Below are 21762 nucleotides of genomic sequence, written 5' to 3' on the forward strand. Positions count from 1 at the left end.
CATGGAATACATCATCGCCATCTTGATCGTGCTGCCCGCGTTCTTCCTCGCGGCATCGCGTTCGAGTTATCTGCTCGATTATGTCTTCTTCGTCGTCGCGCTGAATCGCGGCATCCGCCGTCTGGTGGACTACTACTTCAATGGCGCGTTCAATCCCCTCTCCATGATCAGCCTCACGCCGCTGGTCGTCAGTGCCCTGCTTCTCTTCCCCGCTTTTTCAAACTTTCATCTCCTCACTCCCCGCAGCCGCAAGATCGCCAATCTCATCATGGTCGCGCTCGCCCACGGCATGGTCATCGGCATCATGAATTCAGGCGTCGGCGCGGTGTATTCGCTTGGCGAGTGGATGGCCGGCTTCGGAGCCTTCCTTTTTGCCGCCACCGCCCCCGTTTCTCCCCGCACCGCTGACCGCTGGCTGAAATCATCCGGCTATGCCGCCTTGATCGTGGCAGTTTATGGTTGGTACCAGTATCTCACCATACCTCCATGGGATGCCTTTTGGGTCACCGCGGTGAATTTCGTCGGCTACCTCGGCCAGCTTCGCCCCACCGAGATGTCCGTGTTCTCCACCATGCACGAGCGCGGTCCCTGCGCGGGCTTCCTCGCCTGGGCCGCCATCCCCATGATCCTTCACCCTCGGTGGCGCATCGTCGGCGGCATGTTCACCGTCGCTCTTCTTTTCTCCGTCGTGCTCCTCACCATGAGCCGCAGCATGTTCATCATCGTGGGCTTGGTGGTCATCCTTCAGCCCGCTTTGTCAAAGGGCCGCGGCATGGGCCGCGTGCTCTTCTTTGCCGCACTCATGGCCATCGGTGGCAGCTACGGCCTCGAGCAGATGCCCGGCGCGGAGCGCATCCAGAAGCGTCTCGAAACCGTCGCCGATATTCAAAACGACGGCTCCTTCCAGGGCCGCCTCGAAATCTTCACCCATGGCATTCCCTGGATCCTCTCGCATCCTCTCGGCCTCGGTCTCGGCAGCTCCGGCATCGGCGCAGGCCGCATCAGCGGTGCTGCCAAGGAAGGCTGGTGCGACAGCGGTTACATCGAGGTCTTCAGCCAGTTCGGCTGGATCGGTGGCATCGCCTTCTTCTCAGCCATGGCTCAGATCTGGAGCGAGCTCACCCGCCGCATCAAGCTCGGCGGCAAGGATCCCTTCCTCTTCACCGCCCGCGCCGTTCTGCTCGGCTGTCTCGTCTTCCTGTATGTCGGCAACGTCTTTGGCGGCTTCTCCCTCTTCTGGGTCTTCCTCGGCATCTCCCTCAATCGTCTCACCATGCCCGCCCCAAGGCCCAGGTACGAAGCGCCCCCGGCGCAGCCTGTCATGCCCTGGGATGTCCCGCCCACATCCGCCTTTGGTTGAACCCCTTGAAACCCACACCGCGCCCCTAAATGAAAATCGCCTACGCCATGATCAACTGTAATCGCCGGGACGGCAGCGCCCGTGCAGTCAATGAAGTCGCCGAACGCCTCGCCAAAAAGCACGAGGTTCACCTCTACGCTCGCAAAGCCGAGGATCTCGATCTCTCCCAAATCGCCTGGCATCGCGTCCCCGGCGTGAACTGGGCCGAGGTCATCGACTTCGGCAGCTACTACCTCGAAGTAAATCGCCGCGTGCGCCCCGGCCAGTTTGATGTCGTTCACAGCATCGGTTGCAATACCCAGCGCGGCAATGTCATCACCATTCAAAACATTCAGCCCGCCAAAAAGATCATCCTCGATCGCCTTGGCCGCTCGGAGAAAGTCTCCCCTGCCCGCCGCCTCACTCGCTGGATGTATCTGAACGCCACCTGTGCCGCCGAGAAGCGCCTCTATCAGCATCGCCCCGGGCAGAAGGCCCCCATGTTCCTCCCAGTCTCACGCGGCGTCGCTGCCGAATTGCAGAAGCACTACAACATCGGCCCCGCCAAGGTCCGCATCATCCCCAATGCCGCCGACACCGTCCGCTTCAAGCCCCTCGGCGCCGAAGCACGCAGCGCATGGCGCGCCAAAAACAACGTCCCACAGGATCGCATCGTCGCCATCTTCGCCGGCGGTGAGTGGGCACGCAAAGGCCTCGACTTCGCCATCCAGGCCATGGGCCATTTGAAGGATGTCCCCCTCACCCTCTTCGTCGCTGGCGATGACCCCGATCGTTCCCGCTTCACTCAGATGGCTCGCGATACCGGCAATGCCGACAGCATCATCTTCGGCGGTTTCCGCAAAGACATCCCCGAGGCCCTCGGTGCGTCCGACTTCTTCCTCTTCCCCAGCTGGTATGAGGCCTTCAGCCTCGCCACCATCGAGGCCGCCGCCTGCGCTCTTCCCGTCGTCGCCTCTCGCATCAATGGCACCGAAGACTTCATCACCCCCGGTGAAAATGGCGACTTCATCGAGCACGATGCCGTCCAGGTCGCCTCCGTGCTCCGCCGCCTCTGCGCCGATCCTCAGCACCTCAAAACCATGGGCGCCAATGCCCGCAAAAACGTCGAGCTGAACTACACCTGGGACCGCATCGCCCAGATGACCGAGGACGCCTACCGCGAGTCCATGCTCAGCTAGCCAAGTAGCCCAGTTGCGCCGCAACTGGGCCCTCCTCTTTCAAACAAGGTCCTCCATGCCCGCTCCATCCACCATCGCCAAGCCGCTGCAGCTCTCCCTCCTGGACGCCTGCCGCGGCGGCGCTGCCCTCTGGGTCGTCATGGCCCATGCCTGCCTCGCCTACATCGCCACCGGTCACGAGGAGATGCTGTCCAATCCCCTCTACGCCTTCAGCGTCCGCGGTCAGATCGGCGTCGGCTTCTTCTTCGCCATCTCCGGCTACTGCATCCTCGCCACCATCTTCAATGGCATGCGTCGCTGCAGCACTCTGCGCGAGTACCTGGTTGCCCGCTGCCGCCGCATTTACCCGCCCTATCTCGTCGCCCTCGGCTGCGTGGTCCTCACCCATCTTGCCATCCTGTTCATGATGTCAAAAGGCATCATGGCAGGCGCCCGCCCGCCCGAGTCTCCTCTTGATCACGGCATCAGCTACTGGTTCGCCAATCTCACTCTCGTCCAGCTCCCAGCCGGCTATTCCTGCTTCCTTTTCGTCTCTTGGAGCCTCTGCTATGAAATAGCATTTTATGCCGTAGCAGGCATCCTCTGGGCCCTGTCCTCTCTCGGTGGCAGGGACGGTCCTCGCCCGGCTCTGCTCGTCTCCTTGCTCAATCTGTGCAGCCTCGTCTCCGTTGCATGGGTGGCCGTTTCCAAAGGCACCTGCCCCTTCCCTTTGAATCTCTGGTATCAGTTCGGCCTTGGCATCGCGTTGTTTGTTCTCGTAAACCGAAAGGAGATGCATCTGGCCCGCTTTTTGCAGGCACAGGCCGTCGTGGTCATCCTCGCAGTCTTTGTGCATGCCTTGAATCTGTCGCCCGAACCTGCGGCCAACCTCTACCACTCGGACCGCACCCAGGTCTTCTGCGTCATCGGCTTCGTCATGCTCCTCACCGCCTTGGCCCGCTTTGACCGCGCCCTCTCCGGCGGCTGGCTCATGCTTCGCCTCCGCTGGCTCGGCACCATCTCCTACAGCCTCTATCTCATTCACATGCTGCCCATGCCGGTTGTCGATGCCCTCCTGCGTCGCGCCGGCCTTCAGGGCTCGCTCTACCTCATCACCTACGCCGCGCAGATCATCGTCGCTGTCATCGCCGGATCCCTCTTCCACCACCTCGTCGAAAAGCGCTTTTTCGAAACAAAAAAACACGCCGTCTCTGCCGCCCCCATGCAGTGCCAGCCCTCCGCTTAATTCATCATGCACATCCTCATCGTCAGCCACTCCTGCGCCACCGCCATCAATCAGGAAATCTATGCCCGCGTTCAGCGCGAGACGGGCTGGAAGATCACTCTCGTGGTTCCGGACCAGTGGCACGACGAGTTTGGCAATGCCCTCCGCCAGGAGCCTTGCAAAGGCATGGAGGACTCCGTCATCCGCTGCGCCGTGTGGAAAAACGGCAGCATCATCTTCCACGTCTATCGCATGCGCTGGCAGAAGTTCCTCCGCGAGCTCAGGCCCGACGTCATCTACATGAATCACGAGCCGTATGCGCTCGCCACCGCGCAGGTTTGCCATGCCAACAACAGCTCCATCCGCGTGCCCTTCGGCTTCTACTCCTGCCAGAACATCAACAAAAAATACCCCGTCCCCTTCTCCTGGCTGGAGTCCATGGTCTATCGCTCCTCCACTTTTGCCCTCCCCATCACCGATCGCGTCGCAGATGTCCTCCGTGCCAAAGGCTTCCGTGGCCGGCAGACTATCTGCGCGCTGCCTCTCGATCCCGAGCGCTACCATCCGCGCCTGAGATCCCAGCCGCCCGAATCCTTCCCTAAAACCGATCTCCCCGTCATTGGCTACGTCGGCCGCTTGGTCGAGCCCAAAGGCCTCCGCACCCTCGCCACTGCTCTCGGGCAGGTGCGCGATCTCGACTGGCGCATGGTCCTGGTCGGCACCGGAGAGTTTCAGCCTGAGTTTGAAAAGCTCCTCGCCGCACAGGGCGTTCGCGATCGCATCTTCTTCGCTGGTTATGTACCGCATCACGAGACGCCGCGCTGGCTCGCCTCCATGGACATGCTCGTGCTCCCTTCCGAAACCCAGCCAAACTGGGAGGAGCAGTTCGGCCGCGTCATCCCCGAAGCCATGGCCTGTGGCGCCGCCGTCATCGGCTCAGACTCCGGCGAAATCCCCTACCTCATTCGTCAGAGCGAAGGCGGCCTCGTCTTCACCCAGCGCCAGCCGGATGAACTTGCCGTCGCACTCCGCCAGCTCATCAGCGGCCCCAGGCTTCGCCGCCAGCTCGCGGAAAACGGCCGCCACTGGGTCGAGCGCGACATCTCCATCCCCGCCGTCGCTCAGAAAATGATCGACACCTTCTCCGCCGCAGCTTCTACCCACAATCACAGCCGCGCCGGGAAAACTTCATCGCTCGCTTCCACCCATGCGTTTGCACAGCCCTGAGCTTCTTTGGAAGTGGAGCCGCGATCTCCTCCAGCGCGGTTGGAAGCTTCCCGCACGCATCGTGAAGACCCTGAACTTCGCGCTGCACAAATGCCTCCTCCCCGCCGAGGCGCAGGTGGGAGATGACCTCATCCTTGAGCACTACGCTCTCGGCATCGTCATGCACCCCCAGGTGCGCATCGGCAGCCGCTGCCGCATTTATCATCACGTCACCCTCGCTGCCGAGACATGGATCGGCTCCCCGCACTTCATCACGCTTGAAGATGATGTGACCATCGGCGCGCACAGCATCGTCGTTGCCCGCCCAAACACGCCCCTCACCATCGGCCAAAAATCCACCCTCGGCGCCGGATCGGTGCTGACGAAGAGCATCCCTCCCTTTGAAATCTGGGCCGGCAATCCGGCACGCAAAATCGGCGACGTTTCTCAACCATCATGATTGCACAACTCGGCATGAATTTGAAAGCCTCCGCAGGCGGCGTGGACCGCTACTTCAGCGGCTTGAACACCACGCTCAAGCGCCAGGGCGTCCGCGTCACCACCTACGGCTTTGGCGACTCTGAGAAGGTCACCTGCCTCGGCCCGGCCACCAAGCCTCTCATGCAGCGCTGGAAGGCCGTGCGCGAGGCCGTGGTGCCAAAGCGTGGCCGCCTGCTCGCCTCCCATTTCGCCCTCTACGCCCTGCCCGCGCTTTTCGGTCGCCGTTGGGACAGCCACGTCGTCCACTTCCACGGCCCCTGGGCCAGCGAATCGCAGCGCGAAGGTGGCAAAGGTTACGCCGTCATGTGCAAGCGCATGGTGGAGCGCGCCGTCTACCATCGCGCCGATCGCTTCATCGTTCTCTCCAAGGCCTTTCGCGATCAGCTCTGCCAGGGCTACGGCGTCCCCACCGATCGCGTGCACATCATCCCCGGCGGCGTTGAAGTCGATCACTTCAAACCCATGGATGTCGTCGAGGCCCGCCAGCGCCTCACCTGGCCGCAGAAGCAGAAGATCGTCGTCTGCGTTCGCAGGCTCGCCCGCCGCATGGGCCTTGAAAATCTCATCGAAGCCTTCGGTCAGGTCACCGCTCAGCATCCGGACGCCAAACTCATGATCGGTGGTCAGGGTCCTCTGCGTGAAGAACTCGAGCAGCAGGTCCAGCGCTCAGGCCTGTCCAAAAACGTCGAATTCCTCGGCTTCATTCCAGACAACACCCTCCCCGCCGTCTATGCCGCCGCGGATCTCTCCATCGTGCCCAGCTCCGCCCTCGAAGGCTTCGGTTTGATCTCCCTCGAATCCCTCGCCTGCGGCACCCCCGTCCTCGTCACGCCCGTCGGCGGCCTGCCAGACACCGTCAGTGGCCTCGGTGAAAACCTCGTTCTCAAAGGCACCACCACTGCCGACATCGCCGCCGGCCTGAATGGCTGGCTGAATGGCACACTGCCTCTCCCTTCACGAGAGGCCTGCCGCGAGCACGTCATGCGCACCTTCACCTGGGACAACATTGCCACCCAGGTATGTGAAGTATACCGCGAGGCCGGATGGCGCCCTCAGCCATAATTCCATGATGAAACGAATCGCGCGCATCTCCCTGCTGCTCCTCCTCGTCGCCGGGCTCTGGCTCGCCCTGAAGCCCACCTTGGGAAACCGTCGTCTCACCTTCCTGCCTCAGCACTGGTCCGAATACCTCGACTACATGGACTTCTGGCTCAATCTCTTCGCCTTCGCCATCCTCGGCCTCACCGTATGGTTCGCTCTGGGTTCGCTCCAGAAGGTGCTCCAGCGCCTCTTCTTGATGATTGCTTCCATCACCCTGCTGAACCTCCTGCTTGAAGGCCTGCAGTCCTCCATCCCTGGCCGTGCGATGGATCAGGCCGACGTCTGGGCTGGCCTGCTCGGTTGTGTACTCGGCATTTGCAGCGGCCTCGCCATGCAGCTCTTCACCGTGCGCAAAAAGGTCGGCGCATCGCCTCAGGTTCTCTTCCTCGATCAAACCGGACGTCTCGGCGGTGCCGAACTCATGCTGCTGGACATCGCCGCCGCGCGCGCTGCGGATAGCGAAGTCGCTTTGTTTCAGGACGGCGAATTCCGCACCGCACTGGAGAAGGCCCAGGTCAAAACGCACGTCTTCAAACTCGCCGAAGAAGCCTCCTCCGTGGACAAGCAGGCCGGGCTGCGATGCGTGCTGCGCACCGTCCCCGCCATCGTTGATCTCACCTTGCAGATCGCCCGCGCGGCCCGTGCGTTCGACGTCGTTTATGCCAACACCGCCAAATCCCTCATCATCGGCGGCCCTGCGGCACGCCTCGCAGGTCGCCCCTTGATCTTCCATCTGCACGATATCATTGCCGATGGCCACTTCAGTTCTCTCAATCAGAAAGCCCTGATTTTTTGCGCCAATTACTGCGCTCGCAAGGTCATCGCCAATTCCGAAGCCACCAAGGACGCATTCATCGCCTGCGGTGGCCGCGCCGAACTCTGTGTCGTCGTTCCTAATGGCTTTCACATCCCCGAAGAACGCACACCTTCCCCAAAGACCGCCGCCCTGCGCGCCAGCCTCGGCATCCCGTCCGCTGCTTGGACCATCCTCATGGCCGGCAGGCTTTCCCACTGGAAAGGCCAGCACGTCCTGCTTGAAGCGCTCAAAACTGTCCCCAATGCGCACGCCGTGCTCCTTGGAGACGCTCTCTTCACCGAAGAGGACCGCATCTACGCTCAGCGCCTGCATTCACAGGCAGACGAGCCCGGGCTCGCAGGCCGCATCCACTTCGCCGGCTTTCAGTCCGATACCATGCCTTATTTTGATATGGCAGACGTGGTCGTCCACGCTTCGGTCTTTCCCGAGCCCTTTGGCCGCGTCATCGTGGAAGGCATGCTCGCAGGCAAGCCCGTCATCGCATCCCGCGCCGGCGGCGCCGCAGAGATCATCCAGCACGAACACACCGGCCTCCTTGTCGATCCCGGCAGCGCAGCGGATCTCGCCTCCGCTCTTCTTCGTCTGCAACGAGATTCCGGCTTTGCCTCCACCATTGCCCTTCAGGCGCAGCACACCGCGCAGGACACCTACGCAATCAGCGCCGTTCAGGAAAAAATTGAATCCGCCATCCGCCAGACCGCGGGGTCCAAAAAATCTCAGCTTCTCTCACCTGCAATCCCCCTCCCCAAACCACCTCCATGTGCCGCATGAAATCGAATCGTCGTATCGCTATTGTCCATGACTGGCTTCCTGTTTACGGAGGAGCTGAACGCGTCCTTGAGCAGATGCTCCAGGTTTATCCTGACGCTGATGTCTTCAGTCTCATCGACGCGCTTGACGAGGAGAACCGCAAGTTCCTCAAAGGCAAGCCCGTCAAAACCTCCTTCGTGCAGAAGCTTCCTGGCGGCAAAAAATACTACCGCCACTGCTTCCCGCTCATGCCTCTGGCCATCGAGCAGTTTGACTTCAGCGGCTATGACCTCGTCATCACCAGCAGCTACGCCTTTGCCAAAGGCATCATCACCGGCCCTCGTCAGCTCCATCTCTGCTACTGCCACTCGCCCATCCGCTACGCCTGGGATCTCCAAACGCAGTATTTGAAGGAGTCCAAAATGGACAGCGGCCTCAAGGGCTGGTTCGTTCGCAGCATGCTCCACTTCATCCGCATGTGGGACAGCCGCACCGCCGCCGGCGTGGACGCCTTCATGGCCAACTCCCGCTTCATCGCGCGCCGCATCGAAAAAGTCTACCGCCGCGATGCCGCTGTCGTCTATCCCCCGGTCAACATCGACCGCTTCGAAACCTGCACCGAAAAGGAAAACTTCTACGTCACCGCCTCCCGCCTGGTCCCGTACAAGCGCATGGACCTCATCATCGAAGCCTTCAATGGCATGCCAGACCGTCAGCTCGTCGTCATTGGAGACGGCCCCGAACTTCCCAAGCTCCGCCGCCTCGCCGGACCCAATGTCAAAGTCCTCGGCTGGCAGCCCCAGGAAGTACTGAAAAGCCATCTCATGCGCGCCAGGGCATTTGTCTTCGGCGGCGAGGAAGACTTCGGCATCATCCTTCTCGAAGCCCAGGCCTGCGGCACTCCCGTCATCGCCTATGGCCGCGGCGGCGCGCTTGAGACCGTTGTCGAAAACAAAACCGGCCTCTTTTTTGGCGAGCAAAATGTGGCCTCTTTGCAGGCCGCCATTGCGGAATCCGACACACAAGTCTGGGATCCGCACGCCTGCCGGCGCAATGCCGAGCGCTTCAGCGCCAGACATTTTCGCGAACGTTTCCACCACTTTGTGGAAAGCGAATGGGAGCGTTTCAACGCAACCTCCACCACGTCAGAACCTGACGTGGAAATAGAGCGCAACTGGCGGCAAAACATGCCGCAGGAAGCCGAAATGATCGGCGCCGAGACAGCCCTCGCAAACAGAATGCAGCAACTGCTGCCACTCTGAAGCAATTGCCGCTCAACTGCCTCACGGTTGGCAGCTTTGAAAAACACTGTGACTGATGGCGGAGCCATGCCTCGATGAGGCCTCCGCCTGAAGTAGCCGCAAGAGCATTTTGCGGCATAACAGGCATCTTGAACGCAACGGGTTGCAAACCCGCGCACAGCGCAGGTGCCTGCCCCTAGGGATTACCGCCACCGATGGCGGAGCTATGCCCACACAGGACGCCATGCTTCCGCACTCAAGGCACCCGAAAACGCCCTCCTAATCCGAGGGAAATGAGCGCATTACCGCCCTCCACTCACCATCGGTAAAATCCGGATTTTCCACGCCTTTCAGATCTCCTACAGGGAGCTGTCAATAAGCATACCCTTAACCGGATTTAAGCCACGCAAACATCTCTATGGATATTCCCGTGATTTATAGTTCATGATGATTTTAAACATTCGGGTTTTCATAGCTAGTGCGCCTGCCCCTGCCAGTTCCAGTTTTCGGTGGATCCGCCATGCCCTTCTTTGCCTCCTGTTTCCACTGCTTGCCACGGCAACCGTTCACGCACAGCAGGGCACCGCAGTCTCGGCCAGGTTCGCCGCCATTAAAGGCGTTGTGCTCATCTCCACTCCCGGTGGTGAATCCAAGCAAGTCCACAAAGGAGACAGCATTCGCTCCGGTACCGTCATCGAATGCGGTGCTGACGCAGGCGCTTCCTTGAAGCCTCTCCCCACCCTCCACATCATTGTCTATCCCGACACCAAAGTTCGGTTCGACGGTTCCGACGTCAATGGCGATGGCGGCGGCAGCGTGATGTTCACCATCATTGCCGGCAAGGCCCTGTTTCACATTGACCAGCCTCCTCCTGCCAATGGCGATTCCAAACCCGCTGTTCCAGTCATCAAAGTCACCGTCGTCACGGACGAAGGCATCATCGTTAACAACGTCGGTGGAAAACAAGAGCAAGGAGACGCAGGCAAGCCCGATGACAAAACCAGCCCCCGCCAGATCGTGGCCGCCACCTGGACCGTGCAGCATGACGAAGGCAGAACCATCGTGGCTGTAAGTGAAGGCTTGAGCAATGTCAGCATCGGCAAAGGAGCCGCCGCAGGCAGTGGCGAAGTTGGCGGCCAGGTGAAAGTGCCGCAGGGTTCGGTGATCTGGCTGTTCAATCGCGATGGCAAGATCGCCGCCGAACTCGTGGATACGAACACCGGCAAGGTCACCAACCTCACAGGCGGCCCTTCCAGTGGCAACAGCCTCGTGGAGCAGTCCAAAAATCAGCTCGTGAACCCCTCCTCCGGCGGTTCGACCTCGACGCCGGGCTCGACTCCCAACTCTCCCGGCACTCTGCCAAACAACCCCTCTTCCAATCCCGACCTTTCAACCCCGCAGAAGCCACTCCCGGTCGTTTCAGCTGACACCCCATAAATCTGACGATGACTTCCAAAAGCCTCCCCACTTTTCGTCTGTCTGCAGCACTGCTGGTGTGCTGCGCGTTTTTGCGTGCCGTTTCCGCAGAAGGCCAGGATACGCTACGCGATGCAGCCGCTGGCACCAAAGCATCTCTGGCAACGCCTGCCGATGAGACCGCCTATGATCAGAAAGACTCCGAGGAGCTCTTTCTGGACGAGTACATGAAGTACCAGATGAATCTCCTGAAAAACTGGAAGCTGCGTGTCTTCACCTCCGGCACCTGGCGCTATGACTCCAATGTGTTTCTCAGAAACACCAATGTGCAGAGCGACCAGATGTGGAGCGTGCGCCCCGGGTTCCAATATTCCTACGGAGACGAAAAGGCCAGAATGCAGCTGCTCGCTGACTACAACGCCCAGTTCAACTTCTATGACAAATTCGACAAGCAGAACTCCCTCAACCAATACCTGAGCCTGACGCTGAATTATCGCCTGCAAAAGACCTCCTTTAAGCTGACCGGTCTGTTCAATCAGGTCACCGGCGGCGACCTTGATGTGGGCGGCCAGGCGCAGAGGATTCAGTTTTCTCCGCAGCTGCAGGTTATGTATGAGGTTTCCGAAAAAGTGCGTGTCGGTCTTTCCGGCCAGCTTCAGCACACTCATTACGGCGCCCTGATTTCCTCCACCACCTGGAGGTTCGGCATGTTTGCGGACTATGCGTTCTCCCCAAGATTCCGCCTGGGCCTGCAGTTCAATGAAATGGTGCAGGAAGTTCAGCAAAGCGGCACCCAGACTGGTCAGGATTACCTTGTGCGCCTGGAGTACGAAGCATCCAAGAAGCTTTCGGTCATTGGTTCCGGCGGTGTCCATGTTCTTCACACTCTTTCCGCGGGAGACGCCACGCTTCCGGTCGGCATGGTGGGGGTCAAATATGCCGTCGGCCCCAAGACCTCTCTCTATGCGAATGTGTATGCACGCGCACAGAACTCTCCATCTCTTTCCGGGCAGTATTTCCAGTCCGAAGGAGTCATGCTCGGCATCCAGCAGCAACTCGGCACCAAGCTGAGCGTCGGAGCGGACTTTGGTTATGACTTCTCACAATACCACACCTACCTCTCCGGGGTGGCCAGCTCACGTCAGGACCACGTCCGGTTCGTGCGCCCGTGGATGAAGTACACGCTGCACCGTCATCTCTCGCTGGAGCTGTTCTATCAGCATACCACCAACGACTCTTCCGGCCGCGGGGCTCAGCCGTTCGTGCGTGACCTGGTCGGAGCCGGCCTCACCAGCTCCTGGTAAAGCCCCCCACCCATTTTAAAACCTCAATTTATGAACTCATCCAAGCAACTCACTTTCATGGCCGCCATCTGCCTGAAACTATGCTGCCTTTGCCATAGTTCAGCGCTCCTTGCTCAGGAGGCGACCGCCCTTCCCTCCGGTGCCCCGGCTGCCGATGCTTTTCAAAAGAGCATGGTTCCTTCCGACTATCAGATCCGCACCGGGGACATGATCCAGGTTTCTGTGTTCAATGAACCAGAACTTGCCGCAGGCGGCCGCGTGCGCAAGGACGGCACCATTCAATGCCCTCTGATCGGTTCCATCAAAATCCAGGGACTGAGCCAGATTGCCGCTGCGCGGGTGATCGCAGACGCCTATCGAAAAGATTACCTGGTGCATCCTGAGGTGAACCTTTTCGTCTCCCAGTTTTCCGTGCAGCGCATCACCATTCTCGGCCAGGTGCAGCGGCCGGGCTCGCATGATCTCCCCTCCGAGAAAGATCTCACCATTTTGCAGGTGCTTGGCCTCGCAGGAGGGCCCACACGCATCGCCAATCTCAAGCGGGTGCTCGTCAAGCGCATCGTGGATGGCACGGAGAAGATCTTCAAGGTGGATGTCAACAGCATGGCATCCGGCAGCCAGACCATGATGTTTTATGTCCGCGAGGACGACGTCATCACCGTTCCCGAAAGCTTCTTTTAAAAAACATGCAAACCGCCTCCCTATCCCTGCATCAGCCACCCCTTGGGATGCCGCACCGTATGGAAGCAGATCCTGAGTCTGCTCCATCCATGCTCAATCCTGCCCAGCTGGTGGACGGCATGCGCCGCCACAGCTGGATCCCCATCACGCTGTCCCTTTTTGGGCTTGTTTTGGGCTACGCGTACTTCAAACGCCAGAAGCCGGTCTATGAGGCCGTCAGCGTTGCGCAGTTTGGTTCGGAGCAGCATTCTCTGCTTGGGCTCAATGGCGTGGGCACTCCTTCACTCGGCGACGAGAAGGCCGTCAACACCCTCATCCAGGCTGCCAAAAGCCGTGAAGTTGTGGGCCGTGTGGTTACAGAAATGAACCTGACCCAGCTGCCCGCCTTTGCCGGCGGACATCCCGCCACCTCAAAAGAAGCACGCGAGCATGCGATCTCCACCGTGAGCTCCATGATTCGCATTTCTCTGCGCAAAGACACGCGTCTGATCGATTTCAATGTGACCGGCGCGGACCCCGAGCAGGTGGCCTCCCTTTCCAATCAGGCTGTGCTCAGCCTGGTGGCGGAGCTGGAAAGCCAGAAAAGCAAAACCATGCAGGGCGCCATTCAGTCCTTGGTGTCCGAGGGGCAGCGTCTACAGGAAAAGCTCAAAAAATCGGAGATCGCCATGCATGACTACAAGCGCTCCAACCAGGCCATCTCGCTGGACGAGCGCAAGGACCTCGTGCTCTCCAAGCTGAAGGAGCTTGGATCTGAATTGAACCAGCAGTCCAAAGAGCGCCTGACACTGGAAACTCAGCTGCAGGCCTGCAAGGAGGAGAAACTTCCGCGCGATGAACTCCTCAGCCTGCCTACCATCGCCAGCCACCCCAAGGTCTCGGGCATTCTCACCCAGATCAGCAATCAAAAATCCGCGCTGGCGCTGCTGGCAGAACGCTACAAGCCCAAGCACCCCAAATACGAGGCGGTTCAGGCGGTCATCGTCAATCAGGAGCAGCAGCTGACCACCATTCTGGCGGATGCGGTGCACATGCTGGAATCAAGCTGTGAGCACGCCCGCGAACTGGAACGCCGTCTGCAGGAGCAGCTCAAGAAACAGGAGTCTGAAGCGCTCGACCTCGAACAGCTCGCGGTGCAGTACAACGTGCTCAAGCGTGAAATGGAGTCCGATCAGGCCGTTTACGAGTCTGTCCTGACCCGGATCAAGCAGGTGGATGTTTCGAAGGGCATGGAAGCACCGCCCATCTGGGTGCACCAGCTGGCCATGGTGCCGGGAGAGCCCGTTTCGCCCAATGCCAAAAAAGTGGTCGGCAGCTCCACGGCCGGCGGCTTCATGCTTGGACTTGCCATCATCGGTCTCATCGTCATTCAGGATCGTTCCATCCGTTCTGTGGATGACGCCCGTCAGAAGCTGCGCGTGCCCGTTCTCGGCATGATCGCCAATCTGCGCCAGCCTCCCGAATCCATGGAGGCGCAGGCCAAAGGCCATGAAACGCAGGGACTGACGCCGGCGCTGATAGCCCATAAGGCTGTGGCCGAAAGCTTCCGCGAGTTCCGCGCCATCATCGCACGCATGGCCAGAAGCCAGCACACCTGTCACATGGTGGTCAGCGCTGTTCCAGATGAAGGGAAGACGTTTGTGTCCACCCATCTCGCAGTCAGCCTGGCCAGCCAGGGCTTCCGCACGCTGCTCATCGACATGGATCTTCGCCGCTCGCAGCTGGCTCAGGTTTTTGGCATTCCCAGCAGCCGAAAGGGCGTCATCGATCTGCTGCTTGAAGAGGCTTCGTTTGCCGAAGTCTGCCTGAGCGGTGGCATCGCACATCTGGCCATCATGCCGGCAGGCAAACGCGTGGCCAATCCTGCGGAACTCCTCTCCACCTGTGGGGTCGAACGACTCAAGGAGATGGCTTTCTCAGCGGGCTTTGACCGCATCGTCATCGACACCGCTCCTTTGATCCCGGTGAATGACACCCTTGAGCTTGGCTCCCTGGCGGACAGCACCTTCCTGGTGGTCCGCTGCAACCGCACTCCAGCCGACATCATTCAGGAGGCAATCCGCAAACTTCATCAGACAGGCATTCCTCTGACAGGCCTCGTCCTGAACCGTCTGGCTGCGCGCACCCGCAGTCACGACTACTACTACCACCGGTCTTACTACAAAGGAAACGACGCGGAGGAAACCGCTCCGCTCCGCCCCGCCTCACGGGCCCTGCATACTCCCAACCATCTGGGCTAAGCCTCCTCTCTGCTCTTTGATCAACGCCGCAATTCCGGCGTAGAAGCGGGTCAGACTTTTAAACCGTGTGCACATCTTCGCATGTGCACACGGTTTTTTGCGGGTGCTGAAGAAAGAGGGGGGCACGAGCAGAACTCCATGCGTGCAGCCCGTCTCTCATCAGTCCACGTTTTTAGAGTTGTGTGGCCGCCGCTGAAATGTCCGCAGGTTTGAAGGTTTAAAGCGCTGAGCTTCCACGCATTCTGCTATCCGTTGGCTTCTTGTTCCAAGACAAGGCTGCAGATGCAAAAAAAGGCCCGGACGAACGCTCTTGGCTAATCAGCCATGAATCAGCGAATCGTCCGGGCGCGCCGGGGTCCCGTCAAAAGGGACTCTGAGATGATAAACTTGTCAGGCAGCCTGGAAAGCCGGGCTACCACCTGCCAGCAGACCATGCTCCACGCAGTAGCGGGCGATCTTTGCCCCAGAGTCGATGCCGGTCTTTTTCCAGATGTTGTGCTTGTGAACGGAGACTGTCTTGGCGGACAGGCTCAAGTCCAGCGAGATGGCTTTCAAGCTCTTGCCATGTGCGAGTTGCAGGAAGATTTCAAACTCGCGGCTGCTCAGCACTTTGTGCAGTTCCTTCCCGCCTGCCGGCAGTCTCACCGCATTTTCAGCAAAGGACTGGGCAACACTGCGCGAAAGGTATTTTTTGCCACGAAGGGCATAATTGATGGCCGTGACAATTTCTCCGGGGGGCGAATCCTTGGCAACATAGCCGCAGGCACCTGCTTTCAAAGCACGCTCGATCCACAGGGCCTGAATGTGCATGCTGACAACGATGCAAGCAGGCGATGGCATGGCAGAGGCAAAGTCTGCCAGAAGTGTCAGCCCCGAGCAGTCAGCCATTTCCAAGTCAATGAGAACCACGTCAATGCTCTGGCGGGAGGAGAGTTCGCGTGCCTTCTCAGCACTTGTAACTACCAGAATTTCATAGTCTTTGAACATCAGGCGCAGGTATTGCCCCAAGGTCTCAGCGAACATCGCATGATCATCGACGAGCATGATTTTTTTAGTTGCGGGAGTCATTGTATTTGAGGGTGTTAGGGCCAAAGGCGCTTTTTGTATGTGGAGAAAAAACAGCCGGTCTGGCTGCTATGACAATATACAGGTATATGGAAAATCTTATAAAGCCGCTAAATTTAGTTTTATTTATTTAGTCCTGTCCGCCTTTTTAGATAAGCGTAACTTTAAGCGGTCATCTTCAGCGACTTAGGGAATGTCTTACAGGCTTCGGAAAGCGTTATTCTTCCATTTCAGAGCGACTCTGTTTTCCCTAATTTCAGTGACATTCAAAAACTCCCGGAACGCAATAATTATAAGCGCCTGCTTAGCCTATTTCAAGATTGGGCTTTAATGACCTGTGACGGACTCGTCACATATTATGAAGCCACGTTACTCTCTAATTATCAAACCCGTCGAATAGATCCTGCCCTCAGTGGAGTGATGCGAAACGAGTTTTAAAACATCGCCCACCCCTTCGAGCTAGTTCCACGCGACTTCGATCCAACCACAGCTGAATCCCAACCAACCAATTCACTGATTATGATAATCACCAATAATATTATCAACCTCAGCTCTGCGAGGCAGCAATTATAAATCGCAGCGAACAGTCCTACGACCATGAACATGCCCAACTGCCTGCTGTTTCATCCGAGCGAATTTACACGTTCGAGCTGGAAACTACTGCTGAAGAAAATTCTGCCGGGGTGCAAAATCAACGAAGCTTCCAACCTGGAAGAAGTGCGGACCGCCGTTCAATCGAGCTTGGTGGACGTTCTGATGATGGAATTTCACCCGCGCGACATGGACCACGGGATCGACTCCCTGAAGGCTGTGATCACGCTGACGGGCGGAAAACACATCATGCTGATCTGCGGCCCCCCGGCCCCGGTGACGACCCGTACTGCGATGCAGGCCGGTGCCAGTGTCTTCCTTGGCTGCAATGAGTCCGTTGAAGAATTGAAGCGTGCACTGCATGCCGCCTGGGAAGGTGTGCCCTACATGTCCAGCGAACTCGCCTCCGTCCTGGCACGGTCTGTGGCTCCTTCCGGGGGCACGCCCGATGAAGAGGATGGTTCGCAGTATGCCCTCTCAATGAGGGAGGAAGAGGTGCTGGAACTGCTGGTGTCCGGCTTGCGGCCCAGCCAGGTGGCAAGCCGCCTGGGACTTAGCATGAAAACAATCTCAAGCCACAAGCGCAACGCGCTGGGCAAGCTGGGTGTGTCCAGCATTCTGGAAGCTGTCCGGATTTGGATCTAAAAGTCCCCAGGAACTCGCTGCGAGCGGTTGCTCTGCCGCAGCGAGCGCTCAGAAGAGTAGCAAAGGCGGATCTTCCCCGCCCTGCCAAGCCTTCCTCTTCCACCCCCAAGGTTTCCATTCTCACCTTGGCCAGGTTTACTCGCGGCTTGAGTTCCGCTCGGTGAAGTGACTTTTTCAGTGGCGAACCGACATGCCCATACGAGACGCAGGTTTTCTGGAATAGAAAAGATTTCCTGCATCATATCGCTCCATTCTTTACTCCCTGGTGAAGACCGGTTCTGAATTTTCAGCCATTTCTTGTTACGACATCCCGGTGTTAATCACCTGGATATTCGTTTGAAAACAACGCTTTCCAAGAAGCCGATTTCACTAGGTAAATCGGCAGTTTCGAAGCGGTTTTCGAAAGCGGGTTTCGTGAGACCATCCCACCTCGATCTAAAACTCTTTACCCCATAAGGCATCACTTACCATTCGGGATTTGTGTCTTTTTCCTTTGTGTCGATTGTATGATTGTTATGAAAATAATCATTACACTAGCTACATTCCTCTTCGCAACAGCTCTCACGACCCGCGCTGATGTGATCACTCAGACGGTTGATTTTGGCACCATCTCCAGTGGCAGCCAGTTCTACTTCAACCAGTTCAACACCGCTCTAGGCACGCTGACTGGCGTCACGCTTGACTGGACGGTCAACTCCAGCATCGCCTCCTCGTCGGTGACCAACATGAACTCCGGCACGGTTACGGTGAACAAGATCGTTTTCACCAATACGGTGGACGGCTATCTGCCATCCGTTGGTGACAGCGGCACTCTGGCTGAGGAAGACACCAAAACCAAAACGGTGAACCTTACCGGTTCCACCCCGAGCAGAACCTTGACCAATGGGCAGTCATACAGCCTCAGCAACATCGCTCTCGGTACACTGACGGCTTCCAGCAGCTACCTTCCCGGAGACACGGACTTCGATTCGTTCAAAGGCACCGGCTCGGTGCCCTTGTATGTGACGAACACCTTCGGCGCCACCGTCACGGCCTCCGGATCTGGCGTGACCACATCCTGGCTCACCAGCATCACCGGCACCAGCACCGGCAATCTGCATGTGACCTACACCTACACCGCCGCTCCGGCCCCCATCGCACCTGTGCCTGAACCTCCTGCCATGATCCTTGGCTTCGGTGGTCTGCTGGGCCTGTCCTGCGTGGCCTTCAAGCGCCGGAAGAAAAGCGCCACGGCTGAAATCGTCTGATTTTGGTCTGAACCGCAGCATTCACCTCTCACCCACTCGCGCCATTGAACACCCGAACTTCATCAAAAAACATCTCCCTGTGGTTGCTGCCCGCGACTGCGTTAGTCTGCTTGTTTTTTGCCCTGCAAGAAATCTGGGTGCGTCACCCAGCCTGCCAATTTTTCCCGCTTCCGCTGGTAACTTGGATTTGGCTGGCGGCGCGGGATGGCATGTCCCGGGCAGTATTATTTCCGGAGAATCCATCCGCCTTTAAGTGGCTGGTAACCGGTCACCTGCTGGTGGCGCTGGTTTCGTTCGTTCTTATTTCACCCTTCCTGGCCGGGCTGGCCTTCGTGCTGGCCTCCGCGGCGCTGGCCGTGGCAAAGGGCACGCCAGGAAGGAACGAAGCGCCGGCTTGGTCGCTTCCCGTGCTTTCCCTGTTTTTCATTCCTCCGCCGCTGATGATGGACCAGCAGCTGCACCAGATGCTGGCCGGACTGGCCGCGCGCCTCAGCCAGGGGTGGCTGGACGCCATGCATGTGCTGCATGTGGTTCAAGGCACCATCGTGGCCACGCCGGCGAAGCGTTTCTTTGTGGATGACGCCTGCAGCGGCACCAATTCCCTGCTCGCGGCGGTCTGCGTGGCGCTGATCATCAGCTGCCTCAACAAACGTTCATGGATCCACGCCCTGGCCCTGCTTGCGACTGCGGGCCTGATCTCTGTGGCGTCCAACGTCCTGCGGATCTGCCTGGTGATCGGCAGCTCCCATTTCTGGGGATGGGAACTTGACCGCGGCCTGGTGCATGAGGCAGTCGGCTTCGTTTTCTTCATGCTGGACCTGCTGCTGGTATACAGCGCAGACTGCGGCTGGCACTTCTTTTTCAACAGCAACTCTGACCAGACGGCACCTGCCATGCGGACTCAAGCCGACCTGCCCGTGGCAGCCCCCCGCTTGCTTGGCAGTCTGAGCCTTTGCGTGGCAATCATCGGCACAACGCTGCTCGTGGGCCCTGAAGTTCTGGCACTCCTCCGCCCAGCCCCGGCGGCGCTGGCCAGCTCGAAGCACGCGACACCGGGAGAATTCCAAATGCCGGGAGAATTGTCCGGCTGGGTGCGCGACGGCGACAAACCCGTCGAGAACTCCATGATCGGCAATCTGGGTGTGCGAAACCAAGTATGGCGCTACCGCAAAGGCGGCTTGGAAGCCTATGTGGCCGTCAATTTTCCCTTCCTCGGATTTCACGACACACGCCTCTGCTACACCGGCCAGGGCTGGCAGTTTCAAAAGCAGGTGGACGCCTCACTGCCAGGCGAAGGCGAAAACACGGTGCGCTTTCTGGAAATGACGCAGCCAACGGAGATGGCCCGTGCGCACCTCTGGCTGAGCGTGCTGGACGAGCATGGCGCTGCACAGCCTTTCAAATCCGAAAAGCCCGTGGACCATCTGACCGGCCGCCTGCTGTCTCGCTGGACCAGCCCGGAGCCGGTCTCCACCTCCTACGTGCTCCAGATCATGAGCGTGGAGCCGGAAAACGACCCCTCTTCCAAGGACGCCCTGACCGCACTGCTTGCAGGCGCCCGCAGCCGTCTTGCCGAAGCCATCACTAACCACAGCCCACAAACAGGAAAGGAAAGCGAATGATCACCGATTTTATTGATCACCTACGTCACCGGATGAGCTACATGCTGGACCGGCGCAAACCTTTGCACGGCATGCTGGGAATCCCTGCATTCTTCGCCCTCTTTCTGCTGGCCTTCATGGCCGTCAATTCCCGCCAGGATGGCAGCAGCGACCATGTGAACAAGCTGGAGCGTGAAGCTCAGAGCGAGCTCGACAAAGGACATTTCGTAGAGGCCCGCATCGCGGCCATGCGCATGATGCAGGAGGGCGTGCAAAACTCAAAGGCCGTCCTGCTGGAAGCCAAGGCGCTCCGCGGCATGGGACGCGAGAACGACGCCCTGCGGCTGCTCTCCCGCATCGCCCCGGTCGACCGGCCGGGCTATGCGCCGGCCCACGTCATTCAGGCGGCGATTTTGCTGGCACAGAAGGACTGCGATATGAATGCGGTGCAGAAGCACATCAGCAATGCCCTGCACAGCGATCCCTCCGATGTAAACGCGCTGGAGCTTGCCGCACGCTTTTCAGCCGGGCGGCGCGACTGGAACATGGCGCTGAAATACTTGCGCAAACTGGACACGGACAAGCGTGCGGACCTCATGCTGATGAAGGCCACCGCCCTGCAGTTCACCGGCCAGGAGGACGAGGCGATCAAGTTTGCCGGCAAAGCTGAAAGCGCCCTGCGCGCCATGAAGAAAACCGCCACCGAAAACGGCAGCGAAGTGCGTTTCTCCATCGCAGTCAGCCTCAGCCTGCAGCGCAAGTTTGACGAGGCCGTCCAGTGGATGCTGGGAAGCATGCAAGGCACGCCCACGCCCGCCGAGCGCCAGCTTATCGGAGGCATCTATCTCTCCTGGAGCCGCTTTCTTAAATCACAGCCAACCGCCGACCGTATGAAAGTGCTGCAGCTGCTGGAGCAGGGCATCCAGGTGAGTCCGGAAAGCCAGGATCTCATCATGGCGTTTCTTGGCGATTGTGAAGAGCTCACCAGCACTCCCACAGACCGCCAGCGCTACGTGGAGCGCATCCTCGGAAACGGCGGCACCGCGACTTCCTTCCTCCATTACTACATGGGCGTGCAGGATTGGAAACAGGGCAACCGGGAGGCCGCGAGGTCCCATTTCGAACTCGCCAGCTCGCTCAATCCTGGATTCAAGGTGATCGGCAACAATCTGGCCATGGCCATCGCTTCGGTGTCCACGGACCATGGCGAGCTGGAGAAGGCGCTGGCCCTGATCAATGAGTTGATCGAGCAGGAGCCGGAAAACCCGTTCTTCCTGGACACCCGCGGCCACGTACATGCGAAGATGGGCGAATTTAAGGAAGCAGTGCGTGACTTTGAGCGCTCCCTGCCCAATGCCCGTGACAAAAACTCCTCCCACACCAAACTGGCGGACTTGTATGATCGGCTGGGAATGGCAGACCTCGCCTCTGAGCATCGCACTGCGGCCCTCGCCCACATGTCCCCAGGAGGAAATGCCACACAGGTGGTTCGTTAAAAAAAGGTTCTCTTATGAACGCGCGAAGCGTGGCGACACGCTTTGCGCGTTTAGCATTTAGAGCCCTGGCCTTCGCCAAATCCTGAGATTATTTTGACCCGGCGTGGCAGTCTGAGCA

General features: G+C 59.0%; 17 protein-coding genes. 16 read left to right on the forward strand and 1 reads right to left on the reverse strand.

The features are described 5' to 3' along the window. Position 1: 1 nt before the first annotated feature. The 12 genes from ACILSO_RS17050 (at position 2) to ACILSO_RS17105 (ending at position 14999) form a co-directional block, all read left to right on the forward strand. Entirely contained in the window at positions 2-1360 is a 1359-nt protein-coding gene (locus tag ACILSO_RS17050; protein WP_395738641.1) for an O-antigen ligase family protein, read from the forward strand. A gap of 29 nt (positions 1361-1389) precedes the next feature. Beyond that, positions 1390-2538, forward strand: a complete 1149-nt coding sequence (locus ACILSO_RS17055; RefSeq protein ID WP_395738642.1) for a glycosyltransferase family 4 protein — start codon at positions 1390-1392, stop codon at positions 2536-2538. A 55-nt stretch (positions 2539-2593) separates the two neighbouring features. Continuing rightward, positions 2594-3763: an acyltransferase family protein gene (locus ACILSO_RS17060; RefSeq protein WP_395738643.1), complete on the forward strand. Its 1170-nt coding sequence runs from the start codon at positions 2594-2596 to the stop codon at positions 3761-3763. Positions 3764-3769: 6 nt separating this feature from the next. Next, positions 3770-4969 (forward strand): glycosyltransferase family 4 protein, encoded by a 1200-nt coding sequence (locus ACILSO_RS17065; RefSeq protein ID WP_395738644.1) that lies wholly within the window; start codon positions 3770-3772, stop codon positions 4967-4969. After that, complete coding sequence (locus ACILSO_RS17070; protein ID WP_395738645.1) at positions 4950-5408, forward strand: DapH/DapD/GlmU-related protein; 459 nt, start codon at positions 4950-4952, stop codon at positions 5406-5408. Before ACILSO_RS17065 ends, ACILSO_RS17070 begins: the two co-directional genes overlap by 20 nt. Continuing rightward, positions 5405-6511: a glycosyltransferase family 4 protein gene (locus ACILSO_RS17075; RefSeq protein WP_395738646.1), complete on the forward strand. Its 1107-nt coding sequence runs from the start codon at positions 5405-5407 to the stop codon at positions 6509-6511. The genes ACILSO_RS17070 and ACILSO_RS17075 overlap by 4 nt, the downstream gene beginning before the upstream one ends. A 4-nt stretch (positions 6512-6515) precedes the next feature. Then, complete coding sequence (locus tag ACILSO_RS17080; RefSeq protein WP_395738647.1) at positions 6516-8138, forward strand: glycosyltransferase; 1623 nt, start codon at positions 6516-6518, stop codon at positions 8136-8138. Then, the gene (locus ACILSO_RS17085; protein ID WP_395738648.1) at positions 8135-9379 is read left to right on the forward strand and encodes a glycosyltransferase family 4 protein; all 1245 of its coding nucleotides are present in this window, start codon (positions 8135-8137) and stop codon (positions 9377-9379) included. Before ACILSO_RS17080 ends, ACILSO_RS17085 begins: the two co-directional genes overlap by 4 nt. Positions 9380-9979: 600 nt before the next feature. Continuing rightward, on the forward strand, positions 9980-10795 hold the full coding sequence (locus ACILSO_RS17090; RefSeq protein WP_395738649.1) for a hypothetical protein: 816 nt from the start codon (positions 9980-9982) through the stop codon (positions 10793-10795). An 8-nt stretch (positions 10796-10803) separates the two neighbouring features. Next, complete coding sequence (locus ACILSO_RS17095; RefSeq protein ID WP_395738650.1) at positions 10804-12078, forward strand: hypothetical protein; 1275 nt, start codon at positions 10804-10806, stop codon at positions 12076-12078. Positions 12079-12249: 171 nt separating this feature from the next. Beyond that, positions 12250-12759 (forward strand): polysaccharide biosynthesis/export family protein, encoded by a 510-nt coding sequence (locus tag ACILSO_RS17100; RefSeq protein ID WP_395738651.1) that lies wholly within the window; start codon positions 12250-12252, stop codon positions 12757-12759. 89 nt (positions 12760-12848) lie between these two features. Next, positions 12849-14999: a GumC family protein gene (locus ACILSO_RS17105; RefSeq protein ID WP_395738652.1), complete on the forward strand. Its 2151-nt coding sequence runs from the start codon at positions 12849-12851 to the stop codon at positions 14997-14999. 390 nt (positions 15000-15389) lie between these two features. On the opposite strand, the gene ACILSO_RS17110 is transcribed toward ACILSO_RS17105, so the two are convergent. Continuing rightward, positions 15390-16067: a response regulator gene (locus ACILSO_RS17110; protein ID WP_395738653.1), complete on the reverse strand. Its 678-nt coding sequence runs from the start codon at positions 16065-16067 to the stop codon at positions 15390-15392. 594 nt (positions 16068-16661) lie between these two features. Here ACILSO_RS17110 and ACILSO_RS17115 point away from each other — a divergent pair. The 4 genes from ACILSO_RS17115 to ACILSO_RS17130 all read left to right on the forward strand — a co-directional run bounded on the left by ACILSO_RS17115 (position 16662) and on the right by ACILSO_RS17130 (position 21644). Beyond that, positions 16662-17300, forward strand: coding sequence for a LuxR C-terminal-related transcriptional regulator (locus tag ACILSO_RS17115; protein ID WP_395738654.1), 639 nt, complete (start codon positions 16662-16664; stop codon positions 17298-17300). 515 nt (positions 17301-17815) lie between these two features. Then, entirely contained in the window at positions 17816-18547 is a 732-nt protein-coding gene (locus ACILSO_RS17120; RefSeq protein WP_395738655.1) for a choice-of-anchor E domain-containing protein, read from the forward strand. Positions 18548-18657: 110 nt separating this feature from the next. Next, positions 18658-20169: an exosortase U gene (gene xrtU, locus ACILSO_RS17125; protein WP_395738719.1), complete on the forward strand. Its 1512-nt coding sequence runs from the start codon at positions 18658-18660 to the stop codon at positions 20167-20169. After that, positions 20166-21644 carry a tetratricopeptide repeat protein gene (locus ACILSO_RS17130; RefSeq protein WP_395738656.1) on the forward strand — a complete coding sequence of 493 codons (1479 nt, stop codon included), beginning with the start codon at positions 20166-20168 and terminating at the stop codon, positions 21642-21644. The genes xrtU and ACILSO_RS17130 overlap by 4 nt, the downstream gene beginning before the upstream one ends. The last annotated feature ends 118 nt before the right edge of the window (positions 21645-21762 follow it).

Source organism: Prosthecobacter sp. (assembly GCF_044226605.1).
In the GTDB taxonomy this organism is placed as follows: Bacteria; Verrucomicrobiota; Verrucomicrobiia; order Verrucomicrobiales; family Verrucomicrobiaceae; genus Prosthecobacter.

Excerpts from the sequence above, each read along its gene's own strand:
- ACILSO_RS17050 (WP_395738641.1), top strand. The coding sequence starts at position 2 with ATGGAATACATCATCGCCATCTTGATCGTGCTGCCCGCGTTCTTCCTC.
- ACILSO_RS17055 (WP_395738642.1), top strand. The coding sequence starts at position 1,390 with ATGAAAATCGCCTACGCCATGATCAACTGTAATCGCCGGGACGGCAGC.
- ACILSO_RS17060 (WP_395738643.1), top strand. The coding sequence starts at position 2,594 with ATGCCCGCTCCATCCACCATCGCCAAGCCGCTGCAGCTCTCCCTCCTG.
- ACILSO_RS17065 (WP_395738644.1), top strand. The coding sequence starts at position 3,770 with ATGCACATCCTCATCGTCAGCCACTCCTGCGCCACCGCCATCAATCAG.
- ACILSO_RS17070 (WP_395738645.1), top strand. The coding sequence starts at position 4,950 with ATGCGTTTGCACAGCCCTGAGCTTCTTTGGAAGTGGAGCCGCGATCTC.
- ACILSO_RS17075 (WP_395738646.1), top strand. The coding sequence starts at position 5,405 with ATGATTGCACAACTCGGCATGAATTTGAAAGCCTCCGCAGGCGGCGTG.
- ACILSO_RS17080 (WP_395738647.1), top strand. The coding sequence starts at position 6,516 with ATGATGAAACGAATCGCGCGCATCTCCCTGCTGCTCCTCCTCGTCGCC.
- ACILSO_RS17085 (WP_395738648.1), top strand. The coding sequence starts at position 8,135 with ATGAAATCGAATCGTCGTATCGCTATTGTCCATGACTGGCTTCCTGTT.
- ACILSO_RS17095 (WP_395738650.1), top strand. The coding sequence starts at position 10,804 with ATGACTTCCAAAAGCCTCCCCACTTTTCGTCTGTCTGCAGCACTGCTG.
- ACILSO_RS17100 (WP_395738651.1), top strand. The coding sequence starts at position 12,250 with ATGGTTCCTTCCGACTATCAGATCCGCACCGGGGACATGATCCAGGTT.
- ACILSO_RS17105 (WP_395738652.1), top strand. The coding sequence starts at position 12,849 with ATGCTCAATCCTGCCCAGCTGGTGGACGGCATGCGCCGCCACAGCTGG.
- ACILSO_RS17110 (WP_395738653.1), bottom strand. The coding sequence starts at position 16,067 with ATGACTCCCGCAACTAAAAAAATCATGCTCGTCGATGATCATGCGATG.
- ACILSO_RS17115 (WP_395738654.1), top strand. The coding sequence starts at position 16,662 with ATGAACATGCCCAACTGCCTGCTGTTTCATCCGAGCGAATTTACACGT.
- ACILSO_RS17120 (WP_395738655.1), top strand. The coding sequence starts at position 17,816 with ATGAAAATAATCATTACACTAGCTACATTCCTCTTCGCAACAGCTCTC.
- ACILSO_RS17130 (WP_395738656.1), top strand. The coding sequence starts at position 20,166 with ATGATCACCGATTTTATTGATCACCTACGTCACCGGATGAGCTACATG.